Here is a 14,664-nt window from a genome sequence, read left to right as displayed (position 1 = left end):
GAATCTTCGTGTATAACACTCTAAAAACAATTTCAATTCATCCTGATAAAAGGTGGGACCAACACACAATGTTTCAACACAAGACAGTACTTCTTCGTGAAACCGTTGACGGCCTAAATATTAAACCGGACGGTACATATGTAGACTGCACACTCGGTGGAGCTGGGCACAGTACATATTTATTACAGCAGTTATCCGAGAAAGGGCGTTTAATCGCATTTGACCAAGATGACACGGCATTACAGCATGCAGAAGAAGCGTTGTCCGATTATCAAGGACAGCTTATTCTGATTAAAAGCAACTTTAGGTACTTAAAAGAATGTTTACATGAACACGGCATTACTGAAGTAGACGGTATTTTATTTGATCTAGGGGTGTCTTCCCCGCAGCTGGATACACCGGAAAGAGGATTCAGTTACCATCATGACGCACCTTTGGACATGAGGATGGACCAGTCGGCCACGCTTACGGCGAAAGAGGTCGTAAATGAGTGGCGCTATGAGGATCTTGTCCGTATTTTCTTTAAATATGGTGAAGAGAAGTTCAGCAAACAGATCGCCAGAAAAATTGAGGAGGCCAGAAGCAAATCTCCTATTCAAACTACGGGCCAACTGGTCGATCTAATAAAAGACGCTATTCCCGCTCCGGCCAGAAGGAGCGGAGGACATCCCGCAAAACGCGTGTTTCAGGCAATCAGAATTGCTGTGAACGATGAACTGAAGGTTTTTGAAGAGGCTTTGGAGCAAGCAATTGACGTGTTAAAGCCGGGGGGCAGGGTATCAGTGATTACCTTCCACTCACTTGAGGACAGAATTTGCAAATCAACGTTTAAAGAGAAGTCGTCACTTCCGGATCTTCCTCCGGGTCTTCCTGTTATACCGGAAGAGTTTGAACCGGAGCTCAAGCTTATCACAAGAAAACCGATCACGGCATCTGAAGAAGAATTGGCAGAAAACAATCGTGCTCGTTCTGCGAAGCTTCGAATTGCTGAAAAAAGAAAATAACAAAACGCGAACGCAAACCTAAAAAGGAGGTCATCAGCCTATGAACAATTTAGCTTATCAACCAGAGAAACAGCAACGGCATGCGATCAGTCCTGAGAAAAAAGTGATTGTCAAGAAAAGGGCTTCCATTACTCTCGGAGAAAAGGTGCTTCTCGTCCTCTTCGCCGCTGCAGTGCTGAGCGTATCGCTTTTGATCGTGTCGAAGGCTTATGCGGCTTACCAAACAAATATAGAGGTGCAAAAGCTTGAGGAGCAAATTTCTTCCGAAAACAAGCAGATTGGTGACCTCGAAAAAAGCGTTGCTGATTTAAGCAAGCCGCAGCGCATTATGGATATTGCGAAAAAGAACGGCTTGAATTTAAAAGATAAAAAAGTGAAAAACATACAGGAATGATTCAAATGCCAAAAAAGAATAAATTTATGAACAGAGGAGCAGCGATTCTAAGTATTTGTTTCGCTCTCTTTTTCTTTGTCATCCTCGGGAGAATGGCATATATTCAAATAACCGGAAAAGCCAACGGTGAAGTGCTTGCGACAAAAGCGACAGAGCAGCATGAAAAGAAACGGTCAATTGAAGCGAGCAGGGGCTCCATCTTAGACCGAAATGGAAAAGTAATTGCTGAGGATACAGCTACGTATAAGCTAATCGCTGTTCTTGATGAAAAAATGACTACTGACAAAAAGCATCCGCAGCATGTCCAGAACAAGGAAAAAACAGCTGAAGAATTGTCTAAAATGATAAACATGGACAAGGCTGATATTCTTGATATCTTAAACAAGAAGAAGGCAAAACAAGTCGAGTTCGGTTCAGCGGGACGGGATATTACTTATTCACAAAAGCAAAAAATCGAAAAGCTGAATCTCCCGGGAATTTCATTTTTGCGTGATACAAAACGCTACTACCCGAACGGCATATTTGCGTCCAACTTGATTGGCTATGCCGAGGTTGACCAAAAAACAAATGAAATCACCGGCGCGATGGGATTAGAAAAAGTGCTGGATAAGTATTTAAGGGAGCGGGACGGATACGTCACATATGAAAGTGACAAATCCGGCTGGGAACTCCCGAACAGCAAAAATAAAATTACAGCTCCAAAAAATGGTGACAATGTATATTTAACCATTGATCAGAAAATTCAAACCTTTTTGGAAGACAGCATGACAAAAGTGGCGAAAAAGTATAATCCGAAAAAAATCATGGCAGCAGTCGTCGATCCGAAAACGGGCAAAGTGCTTGCCATGGGGCAGCGTCCAAGCTTTGACCCAAACACACGCGATGTGACGAACTACTATAACGATTTAATTTCATATGCGTATGAGCCGGGATCAACAATGAAGATATTTACACTTGCTGCTGCCATACAGGAGAATGTGTATAACGGCAATGAAAAGTACAAATCCGGAACATACAAAGTAGGCGGAGAACCTGTAAGGGACCATAATGATGGTGTAGGCTGGGGGCCAACAACATATCATGACGGTGTTGTAAGGTCTTCAAATGTTGCTTTTGCCAAACTGGCTAATGAAAAATTGGGCTATTCCCGGTTTAATGAGTATCTTCATAAGTTCAATTTCTATCAAAAAACAGGCATTGACTTGCCGGGTGAAGCATCAAGTAAAATCAATTTTAAATATGAATTTGACAAAGCATCAACTGCATATGGCCAAGCCTCTGCTGTTACACCAATTCAACAGCTGCAGGCTGCAACTGCAATAGCAAATGACGGTAAAATGATGAAACCCTATGTCATAGACCATATTGTTGATCCTGATAAGAAAAAAACCATTTATCAAAATAAACCTCAGTCCGCCGGTACCCCAATTTCTGCGGAAACCGCTAAAAAGGTTCGTCAAATTTTAGGTGATGTCGTTACATCTGATATCGGTACTGGACAGCCATATAAAATTGAAGGTTTTGATGTGGCTGTTAAAACCGGAACAGCGCAAATTGCCGGACAAAACGGTTATCTATCTGGACGCGATAATTACGTATTTTCCGTAATGGGAATGGCGCCTAAAGATGATCCTGAGCTGCTGATCTATGTTGCAGTGCAGCAGCCGCAATTAGAAAATGATGAAACAGGCTCTAATCCAGTATCTGAAATTTTCAATCCGACAATGAAAAACAGTTTGCATTATCTGAACATTGAACCGACTGAAACGTCAGATTCAGATGAGGAAGAAACGAAAGCGCAGGCGATGCCTGATTTAACAGATCAAACTGTAACAGGTGCTCAAAAGAAAGCGAAAGACGAAAACCTCACACCGATTGTGATCGGCAGTGATATTGCAGTAAAACAGCAATATCCAAAAGCGGGTGAGGAGGTTTTGACCAATCAGAAGGTCTTCCTGAAAACGGGGGGCAAAATCAAGATGCCTGATATGACAGGCTGGTCGAGAAGAGAGGTTCTTCAATACGGCGATTTGGCAGGAATTCATATAGAAGTGAGCGGACAAGGTTACGCTGTGAGCCAAAGCGTTAAGAAGGACAAAGAAATAAAAGACGGAACCGTGATCAAGGTGAAGTTTAAGAATCCTGATTAAATAGAAAGAAAGCTTACCCTGTTGGGTGAGCTTTCTTTTTTTCTATCTCCAAAGAGGAGCGCCGTTCTACCTGTCCACACGCAGGCATAAAATGAAACAAGCCTAAATAAGGAGTGAACGGTGCCTTGCGCGTCTCGAATGTAACGGTTAGAAAACGTTTATTATTTGTTTTGCTTTTTGGAGTGATCGTATTTCTGATCATTGATACAAGGCTGGGGTATGTTCAGTTTGTCATGGGGGAGAAACTGACTTCTCTGGCGAAGGATTCCTGGAGCCGGAACCTGCCGTTTGAGCCGGAACGGGGAGAGATCCTTGATCGGAACGGGGTTAAGCTTGCTACAAATAAGAGTGCTCCGACCGTATTTGTCGTGCCGCGCCAAGTCCAGGATCCACTGAAAACGAGCAAACAGCTGGCTGCGGTGTTAAATATGTCTGAAGAAAAAGTATATAAGCACGTCACAAAAAAAGCGTCGATAGAAAAGATTACGCCGGAAGGGAGAAAAATTTCAAATGAAAAGGCAAAAGAAATCAAAGCACTCGATTTAAAAGGGGTGTATGTAGCGGAGGATAGTATCCGCCATTATCCGTTCGGCAGCTTTTTATCCCATGTGCTTGGGTTTGCCGGCATTGATAACCAAGGACTCCTCGGGCTTGAAGCCTATTATGATGATGATTTAAAAGGAGAAAAAGGCTCTGTTAAGTTTTATACAGATGCCAAAGGGAAAAAAATGCCCGATGAAGCGGATGACTACACGCCTCCTAAGGATGGACTCGATATGAAGCTGACTGTAGATTCGAAGGTGCAAACCATAATGGAACGAGAGCTTGATAACGCTGAAGCTAAATATCATCCAGACGGTATGATTGCAGTTGCAATGAACCCGAAAAACGGAGAAATACTTGGGATGGCAAGCAGACCTGACTTTGATCCGGCTGATTACCAATCTGTTGACCCGTCCGTTTACAATCGGAATCTCCCTGTGTGGAGCACGTACGAGCCGGGTTCGACCTTTAAAATTATTACACTTGCGGCGGCTCTGGAGGAGCAAAAAGTCAACTTAAAACGCGACCAATTTTATGATAAAGGACATGCAGAAGTAGACGGAGCAAGACTGCGCTGCTGGAAAAGGGGCGGCCACGGACTGCAAACGTACCTTGAAGTTGTGCAAAACTCATGTAACCCCGGCTTTGTTGAATTGGGAGAGAGATTGGGCAAAGAAAAGCTATTCAAATATATAAAAGGCTTTGGATTTGGCCAAAAAACCGGGATTGACCTGCAAGGTGAAGGAACAGGGATTTTATTTCCGCTTGATAGAGTAGGCCCGGTTGAGCAAGCGACAACCGCCTTTGGACAGGGGGTATCCGTCACGCCGATTCAGCAGGTTGCAGCCGTTTCTGCAGCTGTTAACGGCGGCACGCTCTACACACCTTATATAGCAAAAGAGTGGATTGATCCGGTAACCAAAAAAACAGTCAAAAAACAATCGCCAATTGCCAAGAAACAAGTCATTTCTAAGGAAACATCAAAACAAATCCGCTATGCTTTAGAAAGCGTCGTTGCAGAAGGCACCGGACGCAATGCGTTTGTCGAAGGCTATCGTGTCGGCGGCAAAACAGGTACAGCGCAAAAGGTGAAAGATGGAAAATACCTCGAAAACAACCATATTGTATCATTTATCGGTTTCGCACCGGCTGACGACCCAAGTCTTGTCGTCTATGTCGCGGTCGATAACCCGAAAGGCACAATTCAGTTTGGCGGAACCGTTGCAGCGCCTATTGTAGGAAGTATTATGAGAGACAGCCTGCCGGAGCTTGGTGTGAAGCCTAGGAAAAATCAAATCGAAAAAAAATACCAATGGAACGACACAAAAACAGTAGAAGTTCCGAATGTTGTAGGGATGTCTGTCTCAGATCTTGAGTCACTTTTGGTGAATCTGAATATAGATGCTTCCGGAAAAGGGAGCAAAATCGTCAAACAATCACCAGCTGCAGGAACGAAAGTAAAAGAGGGCTCTAAGATACGTGTTTATTTGACTGAAGAAGATGAAAAAAAGGAGGCAGCCGATTAATTCGGGCTGCCTATTATTTTATTGCAGAAAAATGCTGATATCTTTCAAGATTAGCTGGATGTATCCTTTTTTTTACGCTAAAATATGAACTGTATGCTTAAAAGTCATTATCACATCATTTGATGTGACTTCAATGATAAAAAGAACGAATAGAATGTTGAGAGGTTTGATACGATGAAACTTACAAAGCTGCTTACATACTTAACAACCGAACCTTCTGTAAATGATTCACAAGACCCTGAAATAACTTCAATTGAGATGGACTCCAGGGAAGTAAAGAAAGGGAGTCTTTTTGTATGTGTAAAAGGGTATACGGTAGATGGCCATGATTTTGCGCAAAAAGCAGTTGAAAACGGCGCAGCGGCTATTGTGGCTGAAAAGGAGCTCGATGTGGGTGTGCCTGTCATCATTGTCCGGCAGTCACTGCGGGCGCTCAGCGTTTTGTCTGATGCGTTTTACGGACAGCCGACAAAGAAACTGCAGCTGATCGGAATAACGGGCACAAACGGAAAAACATCAACGACCCATATGGTTGATGAGATTCTCAAAAAAGCGGGGAAGCGAACAGGCTTAATCGGCACGATGTACATTAAAATCGATGACGAAACACTTCCCGTTAAAAACACGACACCGGAAAGCGTCACGTTACAGCAAACATTTAAAAAAATGAATGACAAGCATGTCGACACGGCCATCATGGAGGTTTCTTCTCACGCTTTATCACTTGGACGGGTTCACGGCTGTGATTATGACATCGCCGTGTTTACGAACTTAACACAGGATCATCTTGACTATCACAAAACGATGGATGAATACCGACAGGCAAAAAGCCTGCTGTTTTCTCAGCTTGGCGGGGCATTCAACCATGAAAATCCAAAACGGGCTGTTTTAAACGCGGATGATGAGGCAAGCGCTTATTTTGAAAAGGTCACTGCGGCACATATTTCTACATATGGAATTAAAAACAATGCTGATGTAATGGCGAAAGATATCAAAACTACTGCACAGGGCACAAGTTTTGAACTGGTGACGAACAAAGGCACGAAGCACATCACGATGTCGCTCGTCGGACAGTTTAACGTGTATAACGTGCTCGCTGCTGTTGCGACTTGTATAGCGGCAGGCATTCCGTTTGAAACCATTACAGAAGCCGTGGAAGAATTGCATGGCGTAAGAGGCCGTTTTGAACTGGTTAATCAGCAGCAGGAGTTTCCGGTTATTGTTGATTACGCGCATACGCCGGACAGCCTTGAAAACGTACTGAAGACATGCAGAGACATGGCGGAAGGAAAGCTGTTTGTTGTTGTCGGCTGCGGCGGAGACAGAGATAAGACAAAGCGCCCGAAAATGGCGAAAATCGCTGTTGAGCTGGCTGACGAACCGATTTTCACTTCAGATAATCCGAGAAGCGAAGATCCGCGTGCCATTTTAAGAGATATGGAAGCAGGGGTAGAGAACGAATACTACCACAGCATTGCCAATCGCGAGCAGGCGATCTTCTTTGCCATTGCCAACGCCAAAAAAGGCGATGTTGTCCTCATTGCTGGGAAAGGACATGAAACCTATCAGCAGATTGGAAACGAAACCTTTGACTTTGACGATGCCGAAGTGGCGGCAAGAGCCATTGTCGAACTGAATAAAAATAAGACGAATTCATAGGAAAGAGATGTTATTGCATGATGGAGCTTGAAAAGATTTTTCATATGGAAAAAAAACATGAATATGATAACTACGTATGTCGTTTGAAAGAAACAGGAGGAGAAAAGGACAATGCTTGAGCAAGTCATTCTGTTTACAATTTTAATGGGTTTTTTAATCAGTGTTCTGCTCTCTCCGATTCTTATTCCGTTTTTAAGAAGATTAAAATTCGGCCAGAGTATTAGAGAAGAAGGACCGAAATCACACCAGAAAAAATCAGGGACACCGACAATGGGCGGGGTCATGATCATACTGTCTATCATTGTGACAACAATAGTGATGACGCAGAAGTTTTCAGAAATAAGTCCGGAAATGTTCCTGCTGCTGTTTGTCACGATCGGTTACGGTTTACTCGGCTTTTTGGATGATTACATTAAAGTCGTCATGAAACGAAATCTCGGTCTGACGTCAAAGCAAAAGCTGATCGGACAAATTATCATCGCAATTGTGTTTTATGCGGTGTATCATTACTACAATTTTGCGACGGATATCCGCATTCCTGGGACTGATCTGTCATTTGATCTTGGATGGGCTTACTTTATCCTTGTGCTATTTATGCTTGTCGGCGGATCAAACGCCGTCAACCTGACTGATGGTCTTGACGGTCTATTATCAGGTACGGCAGCCATCGCTTTTGGCGCCTTTGCCATTCTGGCATGGAATCAATCCCAATATGATGTTGCTATTTTCTCAGTCGCAGTTGTTGGAGCGGTGCTGGGCTTCCTAGTCTTCAATGCGCATCCAGCCAAAGTGTTTATGGGAGATACAGGATCACTTGCATTGGGAGGAGCAATCGTCACCATCGCCATTTTAACGAAATTAGAAATCCTGCTGGTTATCATCGGCGGTGTATTCGTCATTGAGACATTATCCGTTATTCTGCAGGTCATCAGCTTTAAAACGACAGGTAAACGAATCTTTAAAATGAGTCCGCTTCACCACCATTATGAGCTTGTCGGGTGGTCTGAATGGAGAGTTGTTGTAACATTTTGGGCTGCGGGACTTTTGCTTGCCGTATTAGGAATTTACATCGAGGTGTGGTTATAAGTGGAAAACGATCTATTTTTGCATAATCAGCATTTTTTAGTCCTTGGACTCGCCAAAAGCGGGTTTGCGGCTGCTTCTATACTTCATGAAAAAGGTGTTTATGTTACAGTCAACGACCAAAAGCCTTTTGATGAGAACGAACCAGCCCAGAAACTTTCTGAAAAAGGGGTCGAAGTTGTCTGCGGAGAGCACCCTGTTTCTCTGTTCGATCAGCATCAGATTACTGTACTGATCAAAAACCCGGGTATTCCATATGAAAATATTATGGTTCAGGAAGCCGAAAAAAGAGGCATCCCGATATGGACGGAAATTGAGCTTGCCTACCATCTGACGAATGCCAAATTTATTGGGATTACTGGGTCGAATGGAAAAACGACAACAACAACGCTGATTTATGAAATGCTGAAGGCAGACTCTCAAAAGGCGCTGATCGCCGGAAACATCGGTACAGTCGCAAGTGAGGTTGCCTATCACGCTGATGGAGATGAATGGATCGTAACGGAACTTTCGTCATTTCAGCTGATGGGAACGCACGACTTCAGGCCTGAAATCAGCCTGATTTTAAACGTGTTTGATGCCCATCTGGATTATCATCATACGAGAGAAAACTATGAAAAAGCGAAACAAAAAGTGTATCTGCATCAGAAAGCTTCAGATAAAGCAATTGTCAACCAGGATGATGAAACAGTCGTGCGCCTGGCTGAGGCCGGAGAAGCCGGAATTGTTCCTTTTTCAGTAAGCAAACAGCTTGAACACGGCGCTTATGTAAAAGAGGGCATGATTATGTACAACGGCGAAGCTATTCTTCCTCTGGAAGAGGTTGTGCTGCCAGGTGCGCATAATCTGGAGAACATTTTAGCCGCGATTGCGGCAGTGAAAACGGCTGGAGCGTCCAACGAGGCCATCAAAAAAGTGCTGACAAGCTTTACCGGCGTAAAGCACCGTCTCCAGTATGTCACAACAGTGAAGAACCGTAAGTTTTATAATGACAGCAAAGCAACAAACGTTTTGGCGACAAGCAAAGCGCTTTCGGCTTTTGAAAAACCTGTCATCCTGCTTGCAGGCGGACTGGATCGCGGAAACGGCTTTGACGACTTAAAACCTTACATGAAGCATGTCAAAGCGGTGCTTACATTCGGACAGACAGCGCCGAAACTCGAAAAGCTCGGAAATGATCTGGGAATACAACATGTCAAACGTGTCGATAATGTTGAACAAGCAGTATCTGCGGCGTTTGCGCTCTCAAATGAAGGAGATGTCATTCTGCTTTCACCTGCGTGTGCGAGCTGGGATCAATTCAAAACATTTGAAGAACGCGGTGACATGTTTATAGACGCCGTGCATATGCTTAAGTAAGGGCTTGTCTTGGAAATCGGCAGCCCTAATGACTTTAAGCTTGGGGTGTCGATTGCTTTGACTACTAAAAAAACATCGCCTGATTTGTTATTGGTCATCATTACGTTATTATTATTAACAATTGGATTAATTATGGTGTACAGTGCGAGTGCGGTATGGGCGGATTATAAATTTGACGACTCATTCTTTTTCGCGAAACGGCAGCTATTGTTTGCGGGCATCGGCGTTATTGCCATGTTCTTTATTATGAATGTTGATTATTGGACATGGCGGACATGGTCCAAGTTGCTGATGGTTATCTGTTTTTTCTTGCTGGTGCTTGTTTTAATACCAGGCGTAGGCATGGTGCGGAACGGCTCTAGAAGCTGGATCGGTGTCGGCGCATTCAGCATACAGCCTTCAGAGTTTATGAAGCTTGCGATGATAGCATTCCTTGCTAAATTTCTCTCTGAAAAGCAAAAAAACATTACATCGTTCAGACGTGGATTCGTTCCGGCGCTCGGCATCGTGTTTTCCGCATTTTTGATTATTATGTGCCAGCCTGACCTCGGTACGGGAACGGTAATGGTCGGTACTTGTATTGTCATGATTTTTGTAGCCGGTGCGCGAATTGCCCATTTCGTCTTTCTCGGGCTGATCGGCCTGAGCGGATTTGTTGGGCTCGTACTGTCGGCTCCATATCGAATTAAACGGATTACCTCTTACTTGAATCCGTGGGAAGATCCGCTCGGCAGCGGCTTTCAAATTATTCAATCGCTGTATGCGGTAGGGCCTGGCGGATTGTTCGGAATGGGGCTCGGCCAAAGCAGACAGAAATTCTTTTATCTGCCTGAGCCGCAAACGGACTTTATTTTCGCCATCTTGTCAGAGGAGCTTGGGTTTATCGGCGGGTCTCTTATTTTGCTTCTGTTCAGCGTGCTGCTGTGGAGAGGAATCAGGATCGCGCTCGGTGCACCAGATCTTTATGGCAGCTTTGTCGCTGTAGGGATTATTTCAATGATCGCGATCCAAGTTATGATCAATATCGGTGTTGTGACGGGCCTTATTCCGGTAACTGGCATCACGCTGCCGTTTCTAAGCTACGGAGGTTCATCATTGACTCTGATGCTGATGGCTGTCGGTGTGCTGCTGAACGTGAGCCGGTACTCGAGGTATTAATAAATTTTATTCGTGAAGCGATCCTATGAAACAGGAAGCTGGGAAACAATTGATGCGATAACCCTGTCCATAAAAACAGGGTTATCGTTATGTTATAGAGACTGAGACTGGGGGAAGAGATATGCGAATTGCAATAAGCGGAGGCGGCACAGGGGGACACATCTATCCAGCACTTGCCTTTATCAAAGAGGTGCAGCGCCGCCATCCTGATGTAGAATTTTTATATATCGGAACAGAAAACGGATTAGAGAAAAAAATTGTAGAACGGGAAAATATACCGTTTCGTTCCATTGAAATTACAGGTTTTAAAAGAAAGCTTTCATTTGAAAACGTAAAAACGGTCATGCGTTTCCTAAAAGGCGTTAAAAAAAGCAAATCGTATTTAGCGGAATTTAAGCCGGATGCCGTGATTGGAACGGGCGGTTATGTGTGCGGGCCGGTTGTATACGCGGCTGCAAAAATGGGGATTCCGACTATCGTTCATGAACAAAACAGCCTGCCGGGCATCACCAATAAGTTTCTTTCAAAATATGTTGATAAAGTAGCAATATGTTTTGAGGAAGCAAAATCACATTTTCCAAGTGAGAAAGTTGTATTTACGGGAAACCCGAGAGCCTCTGAGGTCGTCTCAATAAAGACGGGTCGCTCGATGGCAGAATTCGGGCTCTCTGAAGAGAAAAAAACCGTATTAATCTTCGGCGGAAGCAGAGGCGCCGCACCGATTAACCGTGCGGTCATTGATATGCAGGATGCGCTGAAATCAAGAGCGTATCAAGTACTGTATATTACGGGCGAGGTTCACTATGAGAAAGTAATGACTGAGCTGAAAAACAAGGGTGCAGCTGACAATATGGTCACAAAACCGTTTCTTCATCAGATGCCAGAGTATTTAAAGGCGATTGATGTGATTGTAGCAAGAGCGGGTGCGACGACCATTGCGGAAATTACGGCACTCGGAATCCCAAGTGTGCTGATTCCAAGTCCGTACGTAACGGCGAATCACCAGGAGGTCAATGCGAGATCTCTCGGTCAGCATGATGCGGCGATTGTTTTGAAAGAAACAGAACTCAGCGGGGAAAAGCTGATTGAAGCGCTTGACCGGATTGTGCTCGATGAACAAACATTAAAGGATATGAGCGAACGGACAAAGTCACTAGGTGTTCCTGATGCTGCGGCCCGTTTATACAGCGTACTCGAAGATTTGAAAAAATAATAGAAAAGCAAATGGAATGCGGAGGTTTACGATGGAGAAAGTGATACAAGAATTAAAAGAACGCGAAGTCGGCAAGGTGCTTGCAAATGAACCGCTCGCAAATCATACAACAATGAAAATCGGCGGTCCTGCGGATGTATTGGTCATACCAAGCAGTGTAGATGCTGTCAAGGACATCATGGATGTTGTGAAAAAATATGAAGTAAAGTGGACAGTCATCGGCCGCGGATCAAACCTTCTTGTATTAGATGAAGGGATCAGAGGTGTGGTGATCAAGCTGGGGGCGGGTCTTGACCACTTGGAGCTTGACGGGGAACAAGTCACTGTCGGTGGCGGTTATTCAGTTGTGCGTCTTGCTACATCGATGAGCAAAAAAGGCTTGTCGGGATTAGAATTCGCTGCCGGAATTCCGGGATCCGTCGGAGGGGCTGTCTATATGAATGCAGGCGCTCACGGATCTGATATGAGTAAGATCCTTGTCAAAGCGCATATTTTATTTGAGGACGGCACAATCGAGTGGCTGACAAATGAGGAGATGGAATTCACCTACAGAACGTCCGTATTGCAAAAGAAACGCCCTGGTGTTTGTCTTGAAGCCGTTCTCCAGCTTGAACAGAAGGATAAAGAATCAATCGTTCAGCAAATGCAAAGCAATAAAGACTACAGAAAGAATACACAGCCGTATTCAAGCCCTTGTGCAGGAAGTATATTCAGAAACCCGCTTCCGAACCATGCCGGCAATCTAGTGGAAAAAGCGGGCTTAAAAGGATATCAAATCGGCGGTGCGAAGATATCGGAGATGCACGGAAACTTCATCGTCAATGCGGGCGGAGCATCAGCAAAAGATGTGCTTGATCTCATTGATCATGTGAAAAAGACAATCCGTGAAAAATACGAGATTGATATGCACACAGAGGTTGAAATCATCGGTGAAAATCGCTGATTCAAGTTCTGAACTGAAGCTGTTCATATGATATACTGTAAGCAAACGACAAACGGCATCATAGTATGCCGTTTGTTTTGGAATAGGCAGACTTTTAAGGCTGTTTCAGTTGAATGAGGTGAACAGGCAATGAATCCGGGTCATGACCGAGAAAAAATCGTAAATATTGAAGAGCGGATCCCTAAAATTAAAGAGCAGAGAAAACAGAAGGCAAACCGCAGGCTTATTTCATTTATTATGCTCTTTTTTATGATGGTGCTGATCATCGTGTATCTGCAGACACCGATTAGTAAAATTTCATCAATCTCTGTTACCGGTAATGAGAATGTTTCCAAAAAGGAGATTATTGATCTTTCCGATATCAAAAGCGGAGATACTGAATTTTGGAGTCTGGATAAGAAAAAAACAGCAAAAAAGATTCAGGAAAATAAATTAGTGAAAAAAGCAGAAATCAGCAAATCCCTTCCTAATAAAATCAACATTGCGATCGAAGAATATAAAGCGATTGCCTATTTAGAAAAAGACAATGTGTATTACGAAATCCTTGAAAACGGTTCAGTTTTGCCAAACGAAGTAACGCCGGATGATGCGGGACCCATTTTGGTGAATTGGACAGACCCTAAAAAACGTGTTCAGATGGCCAAGCAGCTCGATGCTTTGTCAAATTCTTTAAAACAGTCGATTTCAGAAGTGTACTATACTCCTGTCAAAATGGATCAAAACCGTATTAAATTATATATGAACGACGGGTATGTCGTTACTGCTTCCATCAAAACCTTTGCAGACCGAATGAAAACGTATCCTTCTATTATCTCACAGCTTAACGGTAGTAAAAAAGGGATTATTCATTTAGAAGTTGCTACCTATTTTGAAGAGTTTGGAAAAAGAGATTCGTCTGCCAAAAAGGAAGATGAAAATTGAGGGGCAAATCAGCCGTCCTTCTTTCTTTGATTATGCTGATCGCAGGCTTTTTAATTTCTTTTTCCTTTCAGACGACAAGAGAAAACCACAAAAGCATGACAGAGAGGGAAGAATGGAAAAAAGAATATGCCCTGCGGGATGAACTGCTGAAGCAAGAGAAAGAAAACAAGGACCTTGAAAAAGAACTGTATCAAAAGCAGAACAAAGTCCGTCAGACTGAAAATAAGCTGAAAAACGAAAAAACAGAATACTATAACGTTCTGGAAGATGTAGAAAAGTACAGAATGTATATTGGGGAAGTCGGTGTACAAGGAGAGGGCGTTCAAGTGACTTTGGAAGATGCTTCTTACATACCGGAAGGAGAGAACGTGAACAGCTACATCGTTCACGAAAGCCATCTCTTTCAAGTCATAAATGAACTGTATATTTCTGGTGCGGAAGCCGTCTCCATCAACGGCCAGCGGCTGACCCATGATTCCTACATCAAGTGCAACGGGCCGGTCGTAACGGTTGACGGGGTGCAGCACCCCGCCCCATTTGTCGTTTCTGCCATTGGAGATCCCGATGTCCTGCTTCCTTCGTTAAATATAGCAGGAGGCCTGATCGATCAGCTTTCTATGGATCATATTTCTGTTACCGCAGAAAAAAAGAAAAATGTACAAATGGAGCCCATTCTGAAAACGAAGGAATGACTGGAAAAGCGGGTGAAGT

Annotated in this window: 12 protein-coding genes; all 12 read left to right on the top strand. The window is 43.8% G+C overall.

The window, feature by feature from the left end; genetic code table 11:
- The first annotated feature begins 68 nt into the window (after positions 1-68).
- A complete protein-coding gene (gene rsmH / locus V6D42_RS06745; protein WP_168747736.1) occupies positions 69-1,004 on the top strand; it encodes a 16S rRNA (cytosine(1402)-N(4))-methyltransferase RsmH in 936 nt (311 codons plus the stop codon).
- 40 nt (positions 1,005-1,044) lie between these two features.
- Positions 1,045-1,398, top strand: a complete 354-nt coding sequence (gene ftsL, locus V6D42_RS06740; RefSeq protein ID WP_010334153.1) for a cell division protein FtsL — start codon at positions 1,045-1,047, stop codon at positions 1,396-1,398.
- Between the two features lie 5 nt (positions 1,399-1,403).
- A complete protein-coding gene (gene pbpB / locus V6D42_RS06735; protein ID WP_442893195.1) occupies positions 1,404-3,548 on the top strand; it encodes a penicillin-binding protein 2B in 2,145 nt (714 codons plus the stop codon).
- Positions 3,549-3,673: 125 nt separating this feature from the next.
- Positions 3,674-5,617 carry a stage V sporulation protein D gene (locus V6D42_RS06730; protein ID WP_168747738.1) on the top strand — a complete coding sequence of 648 codons (1,944 nt, stop codon included), beginning with the start codon at positions 3,674-3,676 and terminating at the stop codon, positions 5,615-5,617.
- A gap of 174 nt (positions 5,618-5,791) precedes the next feature.
- Positions 5,792-7,276 (top strand): UDP-N-acetylmuramoyl-L-alanyl-D-glutamate--2,6-diaminopimelate ligase, encoded by a 1,485-nt coding sequence (locus V6D42_RS06725; RefSeq protein WP_268449997.1) that lies wholly within the window; start codon positions 5,792-5,794, stop codon positions 7,274-7,276.
- Between the two features lie 111 nt (positions 7,277-7,387).
- Positions 7,388-8,362, top strand: coding sequence for a phospho-N-acetylmuramoyl-pentapeptide-transferase (gene mraY / locus V6D42_RS06720; protein WP_024121314.1), 975 nt, complete (start codon positions 7,388-7,390; stop codon positions 8,360-8,362).
- Complete coding sequence (gene murD / locus V6D42_RS06715; RefSeq protein ID WP_333512721.1) at positions 8,363-9,718, top strand: UDP-N-acetylmuramoyl-L-alanine--D-glutamate ligase; 1,356 nt, start codon at positions 8,363-8,365, stop codon at positions 9,716-9,718.
- 57 nt (positions 9,719-9,775) lie between these two features.
- Positions 9,776-10,876 (top strand): stage V sporulation protein E, encoded by a 1,101-nt coding sequence (spoVE, locus tag V6D42_RS06710; RefSeq protein WP_003221421.1) that lies wholly within the window; start codon positions 9,776-9,778, stop codon positions 10,874-10,876.
- Between the two features lie 121 nt (positions 10,877-10,997).
- The gene (gene murG, locus V6D42_RS06705) at positions 10,998-12,089 is read left to right on the top strand and encodes an undecaprenyldiphospho-muramoylpentapeptide beta-N-acetylglucosaminyltransferase (RefSeq protein ID WP_168747741.1); all 1,092 of its coding nucleotides are present in this window, start codon (positions 10,998-11,000) and stop codon (positions 12,087-12,089) included.
- A 31-nt stretch (positions 12,090-12,120) separates the two neighbouring features.
- A complete protein-coding gene (murB, locus tag V6D42_RS06700) occupies positions 12,121-13,032 on the top strand; it encodes a UDP-N-acetylmuramate dehydrogenase (RefSeq protein WP_168747742.1) in 912 nt (303 codons plus the stop codon).
- A gap of 129 nt (positions 13,033-13,161) precedes the next feature.
- Complete coding sequence (locus tag V6D42_RS06695) at positions 13,162-13,953, top strand: cell division protein FtsQ/DivIB (protein WP_333512720.1); 792 nt, start codon at positions 13,162-13,164, stop codon at positions 13,951-13,953.
- Positions 13,950-14,645 (top strand): DUF881 domain-containing protein, encoded by a 696-nt coding sequence (locus tag V6D42_RS06690; protein WP_333512719.1) that lies wholly within the window; start codon positions 13,950-13,952, stop codon positions 14,643-14,645. Before V6D42_RS06695 ends, V6D42_RS06690 begins: the two co-directional genes overlap by 4 nt.
- Positions 14,646-14,664 lie beyond the last annotated feature (19 nt).

Origin of the sequence: Bacillus sp. 0909A, assembly GCF_036765115.1 — a bacterium.
In the GTDB taxonomy this organism is placed as follows: domain Bacteria; phylum Bacillota; class Bacilli; order Bacillales; family Bacillaceae; genus Bacillus; species Bacillus mojavensis.
This window is presented reverse-complemented; position numbering and strand designations above follow the sequence as displayed.

What these genes read in the sequence shown, in the direction of transcription:
- ftsL (WP_010334153.1), top strand. Translation starts at nt 1,045, where the DNA reads ATGAACAATTTAGCTTATCAACCAGAGAAACAGCAACGGCATGCGATC.
- V6D42_RS06725 (WP_268449997.1), top strand. Translation starts at nt 5,792, where the DNA reads ATGAAACTTACAAAGCTGCTTACATACTTAACAACCGAACCTTCTGTA.
- V6D42_RS06695 (WP_333512720.1), top strand. Translation starts at nt 13,162, where the DNA reads ATGAATCCGGGTCATGACCGAGAAAAAATCGTAAATATTGAAGAGCGG.
- murB (WP_168747742.1), top strand. Translation starts at nt 12,121, where the DNA reads ATGGAGAAAGTGATACAAGAATTAAAAGAACGCGAAGTCGGCAAGGTG.
- mraY (WP_024121314.1), top strand. Translation starts at nt 7,388, where the DNA reads ATGCTTGAGCAAGTCATTCTGTTTACAATTTTAATGGGTTTTTTAATC.
- pbpB (WP_442893195.1), top strand. Translation starts at nt 1,404, where the DNA reads ATGCCAAAAAAGAATAAATTTATGAACAGAGGAGCAGCGATTCTAAGT.
- murG (WP_168747741.1), top strand. Translation starts at nt 10,998, where the DNA reads ATGCGAATTGCAATAAGCGGAGGCGGCACAGGGGGACACATCTATCCA.
- rsmH (WP_168747736.1), top strand. Translation starts at nt 69, where the DNA reads ATGTTTCAACACAAGACAGTACTTCTTCGTGAAACCGTTGACGGCCTA.